17 protein-coding genes are annotated in these 17,096 nt (G+C 60.4%); 6 read left to right on the forward strand and 11 right to left on the reverse strand.

Annotation, left to right across the window (positions count from 1 at the left end; genetic code table 11):
- Positions 1-5: 5 nt before the first annotated feature.
- Positions 6-1,019, reverse strand: a complete 1,014-nt coding sequence (locus PY650_RS12025) for a DUF2125 domain-containing protein (RefSeq protein ID WP_285879476.1) — start codon at positions 1,017-1,019, stop codon at positions 6-8.
- 51 nt (positions 1,020-1,070) lie between these two features.
- Here PY650_RS12025 and PY650_RS12030 point away from each other — a divergent pair, with 51 nt between their 5' ends.
- Entirely contained in the window at positions 1,071-1,604 is a 534-nt protein-coding gene (locus tag PY650_RS12030; RefSeq protein ID WP_285879477.1) for a gamma-glutamylcyclotransferase, read from the forward strand.
- On the opposite strand, the gene PY650_RS12035 is transcribed toward PY650_RS12030, so the two are convergent.
- The 4 genes from PY650_RS12035 to ftsE all read right to left on the reverse strand — a co-directional run bounded on the left by PY650_RS12035 (position 1,601) and on the right by ftsE (position 4,996).
- Positions 1,601-2,401 (reverse strand): lysophospholipid acyltransferase family protein, encoded by an 801-nt coding sequence (locus tag PY650_RS12035; protein WP_285879478.1) that lies wholly within the window; start codon positions 2,399-2,401, stop codon positions 1,601-1,603. The two genes, PY650_RS12030 and PY650_RS12035, sit on opposite strands and share 4 nt — an antisense overlap.
- Positions 2,402-2,499: 98 nt before the next feature.
- Positions 2,500-3,228 (reverse strand): YdcF family protein, encoded by a 729-nt coding sequence (locus PY650_RS12040; RefSeq protein WP_285879479.1) that lies wholly within the window; start codon positions 3,226-3,228, stop codon positions 2,500-2,502.
- Positions 3,229-3,297: 69 nt separating this feature from the next.
- Entirely contained in the window at positions 3,298-4,245 is a 948-nt protein-coding gene (locus tag PY650_RS12045) for a cell division protein FtsX (protein WP_285872651.1), read from the reverse strand.
- A gap of 91 nt (positions 4,246-4,336) precedes the next feature.
- Positions 4,337-4,996: a cell division ATP-binding protein FtsE gene (ftsE, locus tag PY650_RS12050; RefSeq protein ID WP_028754819.1), complete on the reverse strand. Its 660-nt coding sequence runs from the start codon at positions 4,994-4,996 to the stop codon at positions 4,337-4,339.
- 206 nt (positions 4,997-5,202) lie between these two features.
- Between ftsE and PY650_RS12055 the strand changes: the two genes are divergently transcribed.
- The 3 genes from PY650_RS12055 (at position 5,203) to PY650_RS12065 (ending at position 7,042) form a co-directional block, all read left to right on the forward strand.
- A complete protein-coding gene (locus PY650_RS12055; RefSeq protein ID WP_285879480.1) occupies positions 5,203-5,871 on the forward strand; it encodes a hypothetical protein in 669 nt (222 codons plus the stop codon).
- 86 nt (positions 5,872-5,957) lie between these two features.
- Complete coding sequence (gene hpt, locus PY650_RS12060; protein WP_285872653.1) at positions 5,958-6,500, forward strand: hypoxanthine phosphoribosyltransferase; 543 nt, start codon at positions 5,958-5,960, stop codon at positions 6,498-6,500.
- Between the two features lie 182 nt (positions 6,501-6,682).
- Positions 6,683-7,042, forward strand: a complete 360-nt coding sequence (locus PY650_RS12065) for a response regulator (RefSeq protein ID WP_285879481.1) — start codon at positions 6,683-6,685, stop codon at positions 7,040-7,042.
- Positions 7,043-7,095: 53 nt separating this feature from the next.
- Here PY650_RS12065 and PY650_RS12070 read toward each other — a convergent pair whose 3' ends face one another.
- From PY650_RS12070 to argH, 4 genes are all read right to left on the reverse strand, one after another.
- On the reverse strand, positions 7,096-9,873 hold the full coding sequence (locus PY650_RS12070; RefSeq protein WP_285879483.1) for a TIGR02302 family protein: 2,778 nt from the start codon (positions 9,871-9,873) through the stop codon (positions 7,096-7,098).
- Positions 9,874-10,110: 237 nt separating this feature from the next.
- A complete protein-coding gene (gene lysA, locus PY650_RS12075) occupies positions 10,111-11,382 on the reverse strand; it encodes a diaminopimelate decarboxylase (RefSeq protein ID WP_285879484.1) in 1,272 nt (423 codons plus the stop codon).
- 13 nt (positions 11,383-11,395) lie between these two features.
- The gene (gene lptM / locus PY650_RS12080) at positions 11,396-11,590 is read right to left on the reverse strand and encodes an LPS translocon maturation chaperone LptM (protein WP_285872657.1); all 195 of its coding nucleotides are present in this window, start codon (positions 11,588-11,590) and stop codon (positions 11,396-11,398) included.
- 99 nt (positions 11,591-11,689) lie between these two features.
- Entirely contained in the window at positions 11,690-13,090 is a 1,401-nt protein-coding gene (gene argH, locus PY650_RS12085; RefSeq protein ID WP_285879485.1) for an argininosuccinate lyase, read from the reverse strand.
- A gap of 23 nt (positions 13,091-13,113) precedes the next feature.
- On the opposite strand from argH, the gene tlpA reads away from it, so the two are divergent.
- Together tlpA and PY650_RS12095 are read left to right on the forward strand one after the other, a co-directional pair.
- Positions 13,114-13,779 (forward strand): thiol:disulfide interchange protein TlpA, encoded by a 666-nt coding sequence (gene tlpA / locus PY650_RS12090; RefSeq protein WP_285879486.1) that lies wholly within the window; start codon positions 13,114-13,116, stop codon positions 13,777-13,779.
- 119 nt (positions 13,780-13,898) lie between these two features.
- The gene (locus PY650_RS12095; RefSeq protein WP_285879487.1) at positions 13,899-15,764 is read left to right on the forward strand and encodes a tetratricopeptide repeat protein; all 1,866 of its coding nucleotides are present in this window, start codon (positions 13,899-13,901) and stop codon (positions 15,762-15,764) included.
- 64 nt (positions 15,765-15,828) lie between these two features.
- Here PY650_RS12095 and PY650_RS12100 read toward each other — a convergent pair whose 3' ends face one another.
- Together PY650_RS12100 and PY650_RS12105 are read right to left on the reverse strand one after the other, a co-directional pair.
- Positions 15,829-16,707 (reverse strand): 3-hydroxybutyryl-CoA dehydrogenase, encoded by an 879-nt coding sequence (locus PY650_RS12100; protein ID WP_285879488.1) that lies wholly within the window; start codon positions 16,705-16,707, stop codon positions 15,829-15,831.
- 148 nt (positions 16,708-16,855) lie between these two features.
- A partial coding sequence (locus PY650_RS12105; RefSeq protein WP_285879490.1) for an electron transfer flavoprotein subunit alpha/FixB family protein occupies positions 16,856-17,096 on the reverse strand: 241 nt, incomplete at its 5' end.

The raw sequence follows: 17,096 nt of genomic DNA on the forward strand, positions 1-17,096 counted from the left end.
GATTGTCAAATCGGCGGAATCTTGCCAAGCGGGATGAAGCCGCTCAGGGATAGCCGGCCGCGATCGGCGGTCAGGTCGACGGAAACTTTGTCACCGCCGGCTGCGAGCGATTTCAGGAGCTTGGCGGCGGTGTCGATCATGTTTTTGGCCGCCGGGATCGTTGCTTTCAAGCTATCGCCCCATGGCCCGATCTGATTGATTTCCAGTTTGAACTTGCCGGACAGAAAGCCCTGATCGTCGAAACTGAAGGGGCCTGAGAGGGTCATGGTGCGGCCGTCGCCGATATCGATCACCACCTGGCGGAGAACGCCGGCCGTGCCATAGAGGCCGTGTCCGTCGGTGCCGTCGAGCAAGCCGGCCTTGCCGATCAACGTGATATCGGCACTTGTCGACGCCGTCGGCAGCGTTTGCGCAAAGTCCTTGATCACTGCATTGGCGTTTTCGATGGCGATCGCAACATCGAGGTCGTCACCGTTCTGGCGCGCGTGCATTTCGGTGTGGGCCGCGGTCACATTGGCGCTCTGGCCGGTGAAGGAGGAGAGGATATTGGCTTTCAGCCCATCGATCGCAGTCTGGCTCTGCGAGATGCCGCGCCCCTTGGCAACGAGACTTGATTGCAGGTCAGTCCATTCGGCCGAGACCGTCAGACCTTGCGCGGTGCGGAACTCAGCCGGCGATTTCAGGTTCCACGCGATATGGTTCGGCAGATAGACCGGCGCCGACGCATGGAGATTGTCGAAGGAGACCGAAACACCCTTCACATGATCGTCGATCGTCACCTTGGCGCATGAGAGGCCGATTTTGAACGGAAAGCCGCTGAAGCCCATATCCGCGCATTCGCCCGAGATGCCGGCGGCGTTTTGCTGGCCAAGCGCCTTCAGCACGTTCGCCTTCACCAGAGTGGTCGCATAAAACCAGCCGCCAGTGTAAAGCGCGGCAAGGATCACTATAAGGCCCAGCCCAATGAGCCACATGCGTTTACCTTTGCCGGACGCCACGCTCTGGCTTGACGCTGCCATGTTGTTCTCCAATGGTTGAACCGATGTGGTCACAATGATTTGGCGTTGGATATGGACGAATTTTGGGTGTTTGGCTACGGATCGCTCATGTGGAATCCGGGGTTTAGCTATGTTGAAAAAGCAGAGGCGCTGATTTTCGGCTATCGCCGCTCCCTTTGTGTCCATTCCTGGGTCCATCGCGGCTCGGAGGCAAGCCCCGGTCTGGTGCTTGGGCTCGATCACGGCGGCTCCTGCCGCGGCATGGCATTCAGCATCGCCGCCGCCGAGCGGGATGAAGTGCTGAGCTATCTGCGCGAACGAGAGCTGGTCACCAAGGTCTATCTGGAAAAGACGCTGCCGATTCGCCTTGCGGACGGCCGGAGGGTCACCGCGGTCGCCTATATCGTCGACCGCAGCCATCAGCAATATGCCGGCGCGCTCGATGCCGTGGAAGCGGCCCACATCGTCGATTCTGCCATCGGCCAATCCGGGCCGAACGATGCCTATCTCTTCAACACGCTGGCGCATCTGCGCGAAATGAAGATTCGCGATCAGTGGCTTGAGCAGGTGGCGGGCGAGATCGAGCGGCTGCGGAAAGCGTCTTAAACCGCGGCCGCCACCTCCGCTTTGGCGATGTCAGCCAGGCGCTGCGCGGCCGTGGGCGGGACCGGCAGATGCGGATTGTTGGCGATGGTTTCGACCAGCAGTTCGTCGCTTGCCTTTTCCGTCTCTTCGATCAATCGGGCGAAGAAAGCATCAGGGTCCAGGCCGGGCGGGATCGGCGGCAGGATGCGCACTTTGAAGTGGCCGGGATATTTGCGGAAGGTGCGGCGCGGCCAGAAGAGGCCAGGATGCATGGCCACTGAGACAACGGGAATGTTCAGATCGCGATACATGCGGGCGATACCGTATTTGTAGACCGGCTCGGCGCCCGGCGGACGGCGGGTACCCTCGGGGTAGATGATAAGCTGCCGGCCGCTGGCAAGCTCTTCCCGCGTGCGCTTCAACACATCGAACATCACTTTGCCGCGGGCGCCGCGGTCGACCGGGATCATGCGCTGTTTCTTGACATACCAGCCGAACAGCGGAATCCACATCAGCTCCCGCTTGAGGATGTAGACGGGATCATCGAGATAGGGCAGCAGTGCGAAGGTGTCCCAGAAGGATTGATGCTTCGGCGCAAAGATGTAGCTGCCGGCCGGAATATTCTCCAGGCCCTCGATTTCGCAGGTGGTGCCGACGATTGCCCTCATCAGCCAGACGCTGGATTTCGCCCAGGCTTTGGGAATCGCGTAGGCGGCCTTGCGCGGCATCAGGAAATAGATGGGTGTGAGCACGATCATGCGAATGATCAGGTTCGCATAGAAGATCGTATTGAACAGGATCGAACGCAAGGTAATCATAAAGGCCTTCCCAACACGCCGGCTTTCACCAGCATCCGAAACTTTGCCTACACGATTACGCTGTCAATAAAAAGTCAGTCTGCACGTTGTCGGATATCTCAGCTCGGATCGTCGCCCGGTTCGCGAGAGCGCAGGCCGAGTGGGCGTCCGAGGCCCGTGAGATTGCGGGCGCCGGCTAGAAGAACCTTGGCGTATTCGGAAACCATGGTGCGCAGCGCATTGGGATCGGTAAACCAGTTCGTGGTCTTGAGATCGGAATTGACCACCGGATAGGGAATGAATTCCGTAGCCGGATCGACATATTTCAGCTCAGCAAGGCTGCGCGGCATATGATAGTTGTTGGTCACCACCAATATGCTCTTGTAACCCTTGGCGTGAATCCACTTCGCGGCCTCACGGGCGTTGCCGATCGTGTCGATGGCATCGTAGCCGATGTCGACGCAGCAATTGAAGAGGCTGGCGGGACTTTGCGTCAACTTCCGGAGTTGCGACGGCGTGGTGGTCGGATGCACGCCCGAGATCAACAATCGATTGCCGGCGCCGGTGCGCAGCAGTTCCACGGCCTGGTCGATTCGCTGATAGCCGCCGGTTAGCACGACGATGGCATCTGCCTTCGGTTCTGCCGGCGGTTTCAGAGTGGTGATCGAATCGGCGAAATGCAGGAAGCCGCCGAAGACGATGGCGACGAGGATGATGAAGGCGAAGCCGCCCCAGCGCAGGAAGCGACGGAAAACGCTGCGTCGGACAGGTCTCTCGCTGCGAGAGCGCTCTTGCTCCTGCAGCGTCTGCGAACTCACGCTCTTGCGAGTCGTCATCTCCATGCTCATGATTCGTCATTATCCGAAAATTGCGGCAAGGAACGGGCCATCAAATCGTAAATAATCATTGACGCAGCGTCAGTTCTGCACACTTTCGGTCCTCCCCGGATCAGAGCGGATCAAGTCGATCTCGTAGATGGTGCGCATGACGGTGAAACGCGCCGTGACCGTGGTGAGCAGGGCGATAATGATCATGGTGGCGAGAATGCCGAGATAGCCGAGTGCGCCAACCGAGAACGTGCCGAACAGGGCCGTCGCTTGGTCGGTCTGCGGCGTGGCGATGGTGCGGCTTTGCAAAAAGCCGGCGCTGGCAAAGAAAAGAGCGGCAAGTGCGCTGCCCGCGGCTGAGCCCTTCAGGCTGATCTTCAGGAAATGCTTCTGGAATTCCGTGGCGACGAAGGTACTCTCGGCGCCGACGAAATGTAGCACTTCGACGATGTGGCGGTTGCCGGAGAGGGCGCCGCGCGTGGCGAAAACCACGGTCAGCACCATGGCCGTAAAGACTAGCAGCAGGACGCCGGTGCCGATAAGGACGGTGGTGTGGGCCATCGAGACTAGCCGATCGACCCAGGTGCGGTGGTCATCCAGCGACGCCTGTGGAATCTGATCCTTGAGAAGGTTGCGCATCGCCTCGAAATCGGGGGGATGCGTCTCGTCGATAGTGATGATCACCAGGCGCGGGACCGGCAGCTCCTTAAGGTCGAGGCCGGCACCAAGCCAGGGTTCGAGCAGGCGAGCCGTCGCCGCCTCGTCGACGATCTGGCCGCTTTTCGTGCCGACAAAACCGAGCGCGATGTCGCGCGCGCTGGCAAGCGCCTTGTCCATGTCGAGATTGTCATCCGGCTTGATCTGGATGGTGATCTCGCGGGAAATTTGGCTTTCCCAGCTCGCCGCTGTCGAACGCACCATGCTGACGGCGCCGAGCGTCAGGCACGCCAGGAAAGCCATGATGGCGATGACGACGATCAGCGCATTGCCTTGGATATTGGAAGAAGGCACGATCGGTCCGGTCGGGCGCACCCGCATTTCCGGCCGTCTCCTCTCCGGCGGAGGTGCAACGGGTCTTTCCTTGTTGTTGGTTGCCCCGGCGTTCGGGGCTCTCCTGCGGGGGGTGGGCTCAGTCATAGATATCGAGATGCCCTCCCGATAAAATCATGCGCCGCGCTTCGATCTGATCCATGAGGGTCAGGTCGTGCGTGGCAATGACGACCGCTGTACCGAGGCGATTGAGTTCGAGGAACAGGTTGAGCAATCGTCTGGCCATGGGTGGATCGACGTTGCCTGTCGGTTCGTCGGCAAGCAGGATCTCCGGGCGGTCGATCAGCGCGCGGGCGATGGCTGCGCGCTGCTTCTCGCCGCCCGACAGCACCGGGGGAAGCACATTGATGCGTTCGCCAAGGCCGACCCACTTCAACAGTTCCAACACGTCGGTACGATAGGAGCTTTCCTCCTTGCCACGCACGCGGAGCGGTAGGGCGACGTTTTCGTAGGTCGTCAGATGTTCCAGCAGCCGGAAATCCTGGAAGACGATGCCGACGCGGCGGCGCAGCAGTGGCAATTCGTTGCGCGGGATCGAGGAAATCTCGCGGTCGAACATGCGGATCAGCCCACGGGTCGGCTGGAGCGACATGAAGAGCAGCCGAAGCAACGTCGTCTTGCCGGCACCCGAGGGGCCCGTTAGGAACTGGAACGATTTCTTCGGAATGTCGAAGGTCAGGTCACGGAGGATTTCCGGACCCATACCATAGCGCAAACCGACGTTCTCAAAATGAATCACGGGTGTCCAGTCTTCCGCAGTGTTCAATCAGGTGACTTGTTAACCAACGGCGTTAACAGACGGTAAATTTGCTGGAAAGGCGCCCGATTCATGGCGATCTTTGCGAAGCATTAACTAATAAAATTTACGACTGGGCAGGATTCGTTTCAATGCCCAGAATTTAGGTGGGCGTGAAACCATGTGGATCACCGGAAAGGGAGGTCGTCATGGGCGCTTTTCGCCACCGCCAGCAACAAGCGGGATTGATCTATGACCTGCTGCCGCCCGAACGCGGATTGGGTTCGACACTGTCACGCCCCATCGGGCCGAAGCCGGACGTTGTGGATGCCGAGTTCGTGACGGTCATCCCTAGCCGCATCAGGAACGCCTCGGCAAACATCGCCGGCGAGGGGGCTTCTCAATCCGGACAGCGGCAGTCGCCGCCGGCTGCCAAGAGCGCTCTCCTTCATGCGCTCTCTGGCCCGCGCCTTGCCGAAGGCTGGCTGCAGCAGGCCTCGCGTCGCAGCTTCGTGGCACTCATCGCTGCTCTCGCCGTCCTGGTCTTCGGCCTTGCTGGGGGCTTCTCGGGGCTGACGGGCACACAGGCGCAGGAGACGTTGGAGCCGCTGCAGTTTTCCCATGTGACGCTGACGCCGCGCGACGAAAACGGCATGCGGGTGCTAACTGTCAACGGCATCATCGAGAATAAGACCGGCGCCACGCTCTCGGTGCCGCTTGTGCGCGCGGATATCTTCTCCAGCGGTCAATTGCTGACGAGTGTTGTGGTGGACGCGCCGGTCAATCGCATCGGGCCATATGAGAGTCGCGGATTTTCCACGCGATTGCAGCATCCCGGTGGAAAAATGCCGGATGTTCGCCTTTCCTTTATGCCTTAGGGGGTGTGTCGGCCCGCATGATTGTGCTACGGGCTAAAGCCTGATCGGCGGACAAGCGCCGCAACAGCCATGGAGCATGCCAATCAATGCCTGTCGTACGCGGGAAAAATATCGAGCCGCTTTTCACCGCCGAGCAGATTGCCGAGCGCAATCGCGCCATGGCGAAGGAAATCGCCAGCGGGCCGACGAAGGATCTCCTCGTCATCGCTATCCTCAAGGGCTCCTTCATTTTCGCCGCCGACCTGCTGCGCGCGCTGCATGAGACGGGGCTGGCGCCGGAAGTCGAGTTCATCACGCTGTCGAGCTACGGCGCAGGCACGGTCTCCCAGGGTGTCCGCATCGTCAAGGACATCGACAGCGATGTAAAAGATCGCGACGTGCTACTGATCGACGACATTCTGGAATCGGGCCGCACGCTGCGTTTCGCCAAGGAATTGCTCTACGAGCGCGGCGCCCGTAACGTCTCGCTCGCGGTGTTGCTCGACAAGAGCGTCAAGCGCAAGGAGGAGCTGGAGGCCGATTATGTCGGCTTCGAATGCCCCGACTATTTCGTCGTCGGCTACGGCATGGACGTCGCCTATGCCTTCCGCGAGCTGCCCTTCGTGGGTGTCGTGACCGGGGACGCCTGAGGCACCGGCCTCCAACAGCGGCCGGTTTGGCACAATTCAACGCCCGAGCAGGCTGTCCCAATTTGCTCCAGCGATGACGACTCATTAACCACGGAGCCGGATCGCACCGCCGTCGTTTACCGATCGCAAACGGAATTCTGGTGATTTCGGTCGCGGAACATGACGGACCACGGAGCAAGACCATGGCAAAAATTCTGATTACGGAAGACGAAGATTCTCTTCGCACTTTTGTCGCCCGCGCGCTGCGCTTGGACGGCCACGAGATCGAAGAGGCGGCCGATGGCGCCGAGGGTCTGGAAAAATTGAAACTAGGGTCCTACGACCTGCTGCTCTCCGATATTCGCATGCCGGTGATGGATGGCATCGAGCTGGCGCATGAGGCGGCCTCCACCTGCCCCGGCATGAAGATCCTGCTGATGACCGGCTATGCCGAGCAGCGCGAACGCGCCGACGACCTGATGGAAAAGATCGTCGATGTCGTCGCCAAGCCCTTCGCCTTGCCGGATATCCGCAAGGCGGTGGCCCACGCGCTGGCTGCCTGATCGCAAATGGCAGGAAGGAGCCTTCGCCGGATGGGCGGAGGCTGTGTGGGCTTTCACTGCCCAGTATCCAACAGGCGCTCCAGATAGCGCCGTTCTTCGGATAGGGACGGATTATTGCTCAGGCGCTCGCGGATGGCGTCAAGGATTTCGCGAGCACGCTGCGGATTGATGATGGCGGGGATTTTATTCTCGTTGGCTTCGCCGAAAGGATCGCCATTGCGTTCGCGTCCCAGCGGATCGCGGCCGTTCTGGTTACCCTGGCCGACTTGTCCCTGCTGCTGACCTTGGCCCTGACCCTGCTGTTGCATCTGCGCCATAAGCTGATTCATCATATCGCGCGTGCCCTTGCGCAGCGCGTCGAGTACGCGGCCCTGGTCCTGCACGGCGCCTTCGCCATTGCCTTGGGCGAGATCGCCGGAGGCGCCCTTCATTTCCTGCTGGGCCTTGCCGTAATTCTGGTTCGGCTTCATGCCCATGGAGCCCAGATCCTTTTGCAGTTGGCCGAGCTGCTTGCCGAGCTCATCCTGCTGCTGGCGCAATTGTTTCAGCGCGTCGCGTAGCTGACCGGCGGTCATATTGTCCGTCTGATTGTCGCTCTGCTGCTTTTGGCCCTGTTGTTGACCTTGCTGGTTCTGGCCCTGTTGGTTCTGGCCTTGTCGCCGATCCTGTTGGCCTTGATCCTGTCCCATATCGGGCTGTGTCGGATCGTTCAGGCCAGGAGGCATGGGTTGGTTCAGCGCGTCGTCGCCATCCTCGTTGGGATCGCCGCGCTGCATGCGGTCGCGCATGGCTTGGTCCAGCTTGAAGGTCTGCTCCATCAGCTTCTGTTGGTCGCGCAGGATGTTGCCGAGCTTATCCATCTGCTGGCGCATCTTGTCGTTGGCTTCGTTCTGCTGCTGGTTCTGGCCACGTTGCGGCCTGCCTGCCTGGAGGCTGTTCAACATCTGCTGCAGCTCGGACAGCATCTGCTGTGCCGCCTGGCGGTTGCCGGTGCGGGCCAGATTTTCGATCTGGTCCATCATCCGCTGCAGGTCCTGCTGGCGCAGGATATTGGCAGACCTCTGGTTCGGCTGCGCCGGCATGTTCTTCATGCGCTCGGCGAGCTCTTTCATATAGTTGTTCATCGCCTTGCGCAGCTCATCCATCAGCTTCTTGATTTCCGCGTCGGGCGCATTGCGCTGGAGAGCGTCGGAGAGCTTCTGCTGCGCGTCGCGCAAAGCCTTCTCCGCATCGGTCAGTTGCGCGTCTTCCATGCCGAGCGCGATCTGCCAGAGGTAGTCGGCAGTATCTTTCAGAGCGACATCGCCGTTGGCGAGCTTCATGCGTGTCAGCGCCGATTGGATCAGCAAATAGTTGCCGAGATCCGGGATCGTTTCATCCGGCCGGATCGTCAGCGATTGATTGAGTTCGATCGCTTCCGGCATCTTGCGGGTGTCCAGAGCGAAAACCTGGCGTTCTTCGGCTACGGCTGCTGCAAGAGGCTGGCTGAAATTGCGCGAGGGCAGGGTCATTTCATAGGGCGCGCTACGCCCCGTCTGGCCGGCGCCGTCGCGTGCGACGAGGCTGATGCGTACCTGCTGGCCGGCAAGCGGGTCCTGCGTCAGGTCGTGATTTGCAAGCCCCTTGCCGTTGCGGCGGTCGCGGCGTGAAATCTCCAATTTGTATTCTGGCAAACCGTAAAGCGGCGTGGCCTGGGGATTGGTATCGACAGGAACGATCTCGGCATGGGCTTCCTCAACGCCATAGTCGTCCTTGACCTTGAAGCCGATTTCGAGCGCGCCGTTGGGCAGTGCGTGCGGAATGCCGTCAAAGGCTATTTCCGGCGGCTTGTCGGTGACAACTTTGAAAGACCAGGACTTGCCGTTGACGGTCAGTTTGCCGCCCTTGTCGAGTTTCAGAACATGCGTGCGGGCAATCATTGCATCGCCACCGGCCGAAGCGGCGTCCATAGCAGAGACTGGTTGGACGGCCGGGGGTGGCGCGGCATTTCCGTTAGCCGGAGGCTGCTTGCCGTCATCCGCGGCTTGCTCGGGGATCGCGGCGCCGGCGTCGCTCCCCGCGGCCTGGAACAGTACTTTTTCATCCGTCGAGGCGCCGCCGGTGACACGCACGGTCAGTTCGGAGAATTGCGGTACGTTGACGCTGTCGCCGGTATTTGCGGCACTACCGGTCAGGTAGACCGGCGCTTCGCCGGTGTAATAAGGCGGCGTCACCCAGGCATCGACGCGCACGTCCGGATTGCTCGACGTCGCGGCCGGGGCGGCAAAGGCATCGCTCAGTGAGCCGCCGCTGTTGGACATGGAGAAGCTGAAAGCCGTCACCAGCAGCAACGCCGGGATGGTGCGCAGCGCGAAGCGGTCGTAAAGGGCAATGTCAGGGCGCGGCAAGCCCGCGTCCAGCGCCGCGATCCGTGCCGCCATCCGGGTCTGGTGCTCATGCCACAGCGCCCGGGCAAAGGGCGTGTCGAACGCTGGCTCGTCTTCCTGCACGGTGACCGGCTGGTGGGCGAGGCCATTGCGCTCCTCGAGCATCCGGTCGGCTTCGCCAATCGTTGGCCAGCGCAGGCGGCGGAAAGGGAAGATGGAGGCGGTGAAGGCAACGGCGAAAGCGACAAGCAGGACATAGCGCAGCGCATCCGGCGCGACGCGGAAAATGCCGAACCAGGCAGCCGAGATGAATAGGGCAAGGATGGAAAGCGGCACCAGCAACAGGGGCAGGATCTGTTCTGAGGCCAGTACCAGCCGCGCAAACAGACGCTTGACCGCAACCAGCCGCGCCAGCGCCGGACGGGTAGCAAAAGCGCCCTTCTTTGGACTGCTGGGGCTGGTCATCGGTCCGGTTTTCTCCCCGATCTGATGTTGATGGCTATCTGCCCGTTGGAGATTAACGCGTCCAATGCGCCCGCAATAACGGCGCCCGGCGAGGCTCCTGCACAAGAAGATAACATTCTTTGTGGCGAAGACGAGGGCAAGGCCGGTTTTTCATCGGATTTCGCCGAAACGTGATCAAGCAGGTTGCCGGGGCGTGATGGACAAATTCTCTCCGAAAATCGGTTCCGATATCTGAAATTATGCCTCGAGCCAGGCCGGGATCGAGTCGAGACCGATCAGCTCTTCATAGGTCTTGCGCGGACGAATGACGTGGAAATCGCCGCCCTTGACCAGCACCTCAGGCACCAGAAGCCGGCTGTTATAGGTGCCGGCCTGTACCGCACCGTAAGCGCCGCCGGAGCTTATCGCCAGGAGATCGCCGGGCTTCGGCATCGCCATTTCGCGGTCGAGGGCCAAATAATCGCCGGTCTCGCAGACCGGACCGACGACATCGGCCATGATGCGTGGCGCATTGGCAGCGGTGATCTCCACGGCGCGAATTTCGTGATGGGCCTCGTAAAGCGTCGGCCGGATCAGGTCGTTCATGGCGGCGTCGACGATGACGAAGGTCTTGTGACCCCCGTCCTTCACATAGATGACTTCAGTCACGAGGATGCCAGCATTGCCGACAATCAGGCGCCCAGGCTCGGTGACGATCTTGCAGTTCAGACCGCGCAGCTGGTTCTTGACGATATGGGCGTAAGCGTCCGGCAGCGGCGGCGGGTTGTTGTCGTCGCGATAGGGAATGCCGAGGCCGCCGCCGATATCGACATGATGGATATCGTGGCCGTCGCCGCGCAGCGTCTCAACGAGGTCACGCAACAGCTTGAAGGCGTCCTCGAAGGGCTGCAGCTCGGTGATCTGGCTGCCGATATGCATGTCGATGCCGGTCACCTTGATGCCCGGCAGGCTGGCGGCGCGGCCATAGACGGCGCGGGCACGCTCCCAGGAAATGCCGAACTTGTTTTCCTTCTTGCCGGTCGAAATCTTCGCATGCGTCCGAGCGTCGACATCCGGATTGATGCGGAAGGAGACGGGGGACACCTTGCCAGCGCGGATAGCGCGCTGGTTCAGCACTTCCAGCTCCGGCTCGGATTCGACGTTGAAACAGTAGATGCCGGCTTCAAGCGCCACGTCCATCTCCTGCGCGGTCTTGCCGACGCCGGAGAACAAGATGCGGCTTGCGGGGATGCCGGCCGCCAAGGCGCGGTGAAGCTCGCCGACCGAAACGACATCGACGCCGGCGCCGAGCCGGCCGAGCGTCTTTAGAACCGCCTGGTTGGAATTGGCCTTCATCGCATAGCAGACCATGGCGTCGACATCGCCAAAGGCTTCGGAGAAGACACGGTAGTGGCGCTCTAGGGTTGCCGTCGAATAGAGGTAAAAGGGCGTGCCGACAGCCTTGGCGATTTCGGGAACGGGCACGTCCTCGGCGTAGAGAATGCCGTCGCGATACTGAAAATGGTTCACGGTCGATGCCTGTTTAGAGAAGCGGATCGAGGAAGAACTTCTTGTCCTCGGTGCCTGGCTGTTTCGTCGGCTTGTTGACGTCGCCGCCCTTGGTCGCTGCCGCACTCGGCGGATCGAGTTCGCCTTTGCGACCACATCCGACGACGGCAAGGCCGATGACCGAAAGCACGACGGTCAGGCGGATGATGTGCGGCATGTTGATCTGCATCGAAATCCTCTTGGGCGACAAACGCGGAAGCAGTCCTTCATAGCGAAGTTTCCGGAGCTTGTGCACCCTGATTGTTTGATTGTGTTTTCGGCAATTTACTCAGTTGCGAGCGCGCCAGAAGGCGATCTGCTTGCGCACTTCCGACGGCGCAGTACCGCCGTAACTTTTGCGGCTGGCGACCGAGGCCTCGACGGTCAGAACATCGAAGATCTTGGCTGTGATCGCCGGGTTAATCTCCTGCAGTTCTTCGAGCGATAGTTCGGCGAGATCGCAGGACTTGCTCTCGGCAAGCGCGACGGCGCGGCCGGTGACGTGATGGGCATCACGGAAGGGCAGGCCCGCTTCGCGCACCAGCCAATCGGCGAGGTCGGTCGCCGTCGAATAGCCGGAGCCGGCGGCGGCCTTCATGCGGGCGGTATTGATCGTCATGTCGCGCACCATGCCGGTCATTGCGGCGACAGCCAGCTCGAGGCTTTCGGCGGCGTCGAAGACCTGTTCCTTGTCTTCCTGCATGTCCTTGGAATAGGCGAGCGGCAGCCCCTTCATGATGGTCAGCAATGCGACCAGCGACCCGTTGATGCGGCCGGTCTTGGCGCGCACCAGCTCGGCCGCATCCGGGTTCTTCTTCTGTGGCATGATGGAAGAGCCGGTCGAAAAGGCGTCGGAGAGCCGCACGAAGCCGAACTGCGGCGTCGACCAGATGACGATCTCTTCGGCCAGCCGCGACAGGTGCATGCCGGCGATCGCGGCGATCGACAGGAACTCGATGGCGAAATCGCGATCGGAAACAGTATCGATCGAGTTGCGGGTCGGCTCGCGGAAACCGAGCGCCTTGGCCGTCATGTGACGGTCGATCGGGAAGCCGGTGCCGGCGAGGGCTGCGGCGCCAATCGGAGATTCATCCATATGTTCGATGGCATGGCGCACACGCGCGCGGTCGCGGCCGAACATTTCAACATAGGCCATGCAATGGTGACCGAAGGTGACGGGTTGGGCCGTCTGCAAATGGGTAAAGCCGGGCATGACGGTTTCGGCGTGTTCTTCAGCGCGGTCGAGGAAGGCCAATATCAGCTCGGTCAGCGCCTGTTCGCATTTCTGCAGCTCTTCCTTGACCCATAGCCGGAAATCGAGCGCTACCTGATCGTTGCGCGAACGGGCCGTGTGCAGCCTTCCGGCGGCAGGTCCGATAAGGGTAGCAAGGCGCGCTTCGACATTCATGTGGATGTCTTCGAGGCGGCGGGAAAATTCGAAATTGCCGGCTTCTATCTCTGACAAGATCGTGTTTAGCCCGTGAACGATCTTGTCTTTATCGTCGGCTGAAATGATGCCTTGATGAAAAAGCATGGCGGCATGGGCGATGGAGCCACGGATATCCTGCGCAAAGAGCTTCTTGTCGAAACCGATCGATGCATTTATCTCCTCCATAATCGCCGCGGGGCCGGAGGCGAAACGTCCGCCCCACATCTGGTTGGAGGATTTGGTGTCCGTGCCGTCAGCCATGAGATGCCTACCTGGAGAATGAAATGACAGCAAAGAAGCCGTTTGGTCTGCCGTCCGTGAAACTCGTTCTGCTTGCCGCCGTCGCCGGGGTCGTCGCCGGTGCGGCAGCGGTATACGTGAAGGAGGCGGGGTATGGCAATGGCATCGGTGAAATGGCATCGTCCGGACAGTGCGAGGCAGCAAAGGATCGCGCCGCCGCGTTGACGCCCTTTACCAAGGGACAGGTCGCCGCAATGACTGCGCCGCAGTCGCCGATCTCGCTGCAGAATGTTTCCTTCAAGGGTGCGGACGGACAGCCGCTGTCGCTCAGCAATTTCGCCGGCAAGACGCTGCTGCTGAACCTCTGGGCGACGTGGTGCGTGCCCTGCCGCGAAGAAATGCCGGCGCTGAATGCCCTGCAGAAGAGCATGGGCAACGACAAATTCGAGGTCGTTGCCGTCAATATCGACACCGGCGACGACGAAAAGCCGAAGGCATTCCGTACGGATCACGGCATCGACCAGCTCGGCTTTTATCGTGACAACTCAATGGGTGTCTTCAATGCACTTAAAAAGCAAGGACTTGCTTTCGGTCTTCCGGTAACGTTGTTGATCGACGACAAGGGCTGCCTCGTCTCGGCCATGAACGGCCCAGCCGTTTGGGACAGCGACGATGCGAAGAAGCTGATCAAGGCTGCGATCGCGCTGTGAGGCCGTTTGTGCGAGACACGAGATCTGGAACCGATCGAATAGGCGTCATCCTCGGGCAAGGCTGAACTGAGAGACTCGAATAATCGCCCAACCGATTCTCTCCTTGAAAATCGCTCCAGATGAACCTGTCTCCAGCCTATGCTCCAGCCCATGCTCCGGCCGATGCGTCAGCACTTCCCTCCATCCTGGTCCAGGCTGCGGCCTTGATGGGTGCCGGTCGTTACGAGGATGCTATCAATATGTTCCTGTCGGCTGGCGAGCTTGTCAGCCACGAACCGATCGCATGCAACACGCTGGGTTTTTTGCTGCTGAATGTCGACAGGCCGCAGGATGCAATCTTGTGGTTCGAAACAGCGCTCAGTCGGAAGCCCGACTATGTGCAGGCGATGTCCGGCCTTGGCATGGCATGTCAAAATATCGGGGATTCTGCACGGGCGCTGCGGTGCTATGAGGCAGTGGTTGCCGCGCAGCCGGGCGACGCTGCGGCCTGGTACCACCAGGGGGCCGTGCTGCAGGAGCTTGGGCGATCGGTGGAAGCGCTTTCGAGTCTCGAGCGGGCAATTGCTCTCAAGGGCGACTACGGTCAGGCTCTTTCCAAGCGCAGCCAGGTCATCGAATCGCTGCGCAACGTGCCACGCGCCCTACAAGAAGCCTTGCGCAACTGCCACGAGTCGCCCGAGGACGCGACATCGTGGTCGCAACTCGGAGATACTCTCCAGAAATCCGGCGATTTCGAAAGGGCAATAGCGGCCTACGACAGAGGATTGTCGCGCTCTCCCGAGGATTTTCGCTGCCTGTGCAACAAGGCGCAAGCGCTGGAGGCGACGGGGCGCTGGCTCGAAGGCCTAGCCACAGCTCAACGGGCGCTGCGCGTTGAGCCGACTGATCGCGAAGCGCTGATGCTTTGCGGAAAGTTTGAGCTCAGGCTCGGAAATCCGGCGGCTGCCCATATTTGTTTTCTGGCGGTCGCCGAGATGGGCGTGGTCCGCAACTATCCGGCGGCGCAGAAGCCCGCAAAGTTTCGGGCGCTGCTGCTCTTTTCGCCCGAAGCAGGCAATACGCCTTATGAGGACCTGATCAGAGACAGTTGCTTTGACACGGAGGTAATCTTTATCCTGCGTGGCTATCGCAATGACCCGCGAGCCCGCAGCGATCGGGTTGACGTCGTCGTCAATCTCGTTTCGGAAACCGACTTTGGGCTCGATGTGATGGCATCCGCCATCGATGTCGCGGATTCCCTGCAAAGGCCGGTCGTCAATCACCCACGGCTGATGCTGGCGACGGATCGCGAATCCATCTCGCGGCGCCTGAGCGGCGTCGCGAACGCGGTCATGCCGTCGACAATTCGTATCGAGGCTAAGGATTTGTGTCGCCGGGTACGCGATGGCGATACCGGTACCTTTCCGTTGATCGTGCGCCATACGGGCAAGCATGGCGGCGATATGATGGAACTTGTGGCGGATGCCGGCGCCCTGCTGAGCTTTGCTGAGGAGGCTGGAGAGCAGGCCCTCTATCTGACTGATTTCGTTGACTACAGTTCACCCGACGGGCTTTTCCGCAAGTATCGCTTCGTTTTCATAGGAGATGAAATCCTGCCTTATCATCTCGCCATAGGTGATGGGTGGAAGGTGCATCATGTCACGACGCGCATGGCTGATGTCGAGTGGATGCGCAAGGAGGAAGAAGCCTTCCTCAACGACCCCGGCAGCGTCTTCGGGCCGGAAGGCATGGCGGCCCTCGATGCCATCCGCCGCCAGATCGGTCTCGATTATTTCGGTATCGACTGTTCACTGGATTCCCAGGGTAGGGTGGTGATTTTCGAGGCCAACGCCTCGATGCTGATCCACCTTCACAATGAACGGTTCGAGTATAAGACGCCGCATGTAAGGAGGATCAAACAGTCGTTTGAGCTGCTACTGGAGCAGCGCGCAAGCGAGTACCGAGCATCGGTTTCTGCAGCCCGGGCGCTATCGGGTAATCATTGAGTCAGTTTCCGGTTCACCAACCGCCCTCGTGGTTCGAGGGGCAGCCGCGAGGCTTCCGCAAAGATCAGCGCGTTGGAACCGGCGTCTCGCCGCGATAGTCATAGAAGCCGCGGCCGGATTTGCGGCCGAGCCAGCCTGCTTCCACATACTTTACCAGCAGTGGGCAAGGGCGGTACTTCGAATCCGCCAGGCCATCATGCAGCACCTGCATGATCGACAGGCAGGTGTCCAGGCCGATGAAATCGGCAAGTTGTAGCGGGCCCATCGGGTGGTTGGCGCCGAGCCGCATGGCGGTGTCGATGGCATCGACTGTGCCAACGCCTTCATAAAGCGTGTAGATCGCTTCATTGATCATCGGCAGCAGGATGCGGTTGACGATGAAGGCCGGGAAGTCTTCAGCCACAGTGATCGTCTTTTCCAGCGAGGTGACGAATTCCTTTGCAGCTGCGAAGGTCGATTCCTCGGTGGCGATGCCGCGCACCAGCTCAACCAGCTTCATCACCGGCACCGGGTTCATGAAGTGAATGCCCATGAAGCGCTCCGGCCGGTCGGTCGCGGATGCGAGCCGCGTGATCGACAGCGACGAGGTGTTGGTGGCAAGGATCGCCTCGGGCTTCAGGACAGGACAGACCTGGGCGTAGATCTTCCGCTTGACGCTTTCGTCCTCTGTTGCGGCCTCGATAGCGAGGTCGACATGGGCGAGGTCGTTGAGATCAGCCGAACCGGTAATGCGCGACAGCGCCGCCTTGCGATCTTCATCGCTGGTCTTGCCGGAAGCGACCTGGCGAGCAAGGTTGCCGTTGATGGTAGCGAGGCCGCTTTCGATACGATCCTGCGACAGATCGTAGATGTGAACCTTGTAGCCGGCCATGGCAGACACGTGGGCAATACCGCAGCCCATCTGGCCTGCGCCGATAATACCGATCGTCTTCAGCGAACTCATTGCCAACTCCCCGGCGGCGCGTTCTTGATGGCGCGCCATGCTTTTCGTCATAAATTTGCCGGACTCTTTCCAGTCCGGCAAGATTGATAGCTCCATAAAGGACAATTTTCCAGTCTTTCGCAACTGCGAAAGAGATCAAACCGCGCGATCAAAGCGCCTTTTCGAGTTCCGGCAGGGCCTCGAAGAGGTCGGCGACGAGGCCGTAGTCGGCGATCTGGAAGATCGGCGCCTCTTCGTCCTTGTTGATCGCGACGATGACCTTAGAATCCTTCATGCCGGCCAGATGCTGGATGGCGCCGGAAATGCCGCAGGCGATATAGAGCTGCGGGGCGACGACCTTGCCGGTCTGACCCACCTGCCAGTCGTTCGGCGCATAGCCGGCATCGACG

The sequence above is a fragment of the Martinezella calliandrae genome (assembly GCF_030272695.1).
Lineage (GTDB): Bacteria > Pseudomonadota > Alphaproteobacteria > Rhizobiales > Rhizobiaceae > Rhizobium > Rhizobium calliandrae.

Coding starts and splice junctions, on each gene's coding strand:
- PY650_RS12055 (WP_285879480.1), top strand. CDS start 5,203: ATGGGCGCTTTTCGCCACCGCCAGCAACAAGCGGGATTGATCTATGAC.
- hpt (WP_285872653.1), top strand. CDS start 5,958: ATGCCTGTCGTACGCGGGAAAAATATCGAGCCGCTTTTCACCGCCGAG.
- PY650_RS12025 (WP_285879476.1), bottom strand. CDS start 1,019: ATGGCAGCGTCAAGCCAGAGCGTGGCGTCCGGCAAAGGTAAACGCATG.
- PY650_RS12040 (WP_285879479.1), bottom strand. CDS start 3,228: ATGAGCATGGAGATGACGACTCGCAAGAGCGTGAGTTCGCAGACGCTG.
- PY650_RS12065 (WP_285879481.1), top strand. CDS start 6,683: ATGGCAAAAATTCTGATTACGGAAGACGAAGATTCTCTTCGCACTTTT.
- PY650_RS12045 (WP_285872651.1), bottom strand. CDS start 4,245: ATGCGGGTGCGCCCGACCGGACCGATCGTGCCTTCTTCCAATATCCAA.
- PY650_RS12030 (WP_285879477.1), top strand. CDS start 1,071: ATGGACGAATTTTGGGTGTTTGGCTACGGATCGCTCATGTGGAATCCG.
- PY650_RS12095 (WP_285879487.1), top strand. CDS start 13,899: ATGAACCTGTCTCCAGCCTATGCTCCAGCCCATGCTCCGGCCGATGCG.
- argH (WP_285879485.1), bottom strand. CDS start 13,090: ATGGCTGACGGCACGGACACCAAATCCTCCAACCAGATGTGGGGCGGA.
- PY650_RS12100 (WP_285879488.1), bottom strand. CDS start 16,707: ATGAGTTCGCTGAAGACGATCGGTATTATCGGCGCAGGCCAGATGGGC.
- PY650_RS12070 (WP_285879483.1), bottom strand. CDS start 9,873: ATGACCAGCCCCAGCAGTCCAAAGAAGGGCGCTTTTGCTACCCGTCCG.
- PY650_RS12035 (WP_285879478.1), bottom strand. CDS start 2,401: ATGATTACCTTGCGTTCGATCCTGTTCAATACGATCTTCTATGCGAAC.
- tlpA (WP_285879486.1), top strand. CDS start 13,114: ATGACAGCAAAGAAGCCGTTTGGTCTGCCGTCCGTGAAACTCGTTCTG.
- lptM (WP_285872657.1), bottom strand. CDS start 11,590: ATGCAGATCAACATGCCGCACATCATCCGCCTGACCGTCGTGCTTTCG.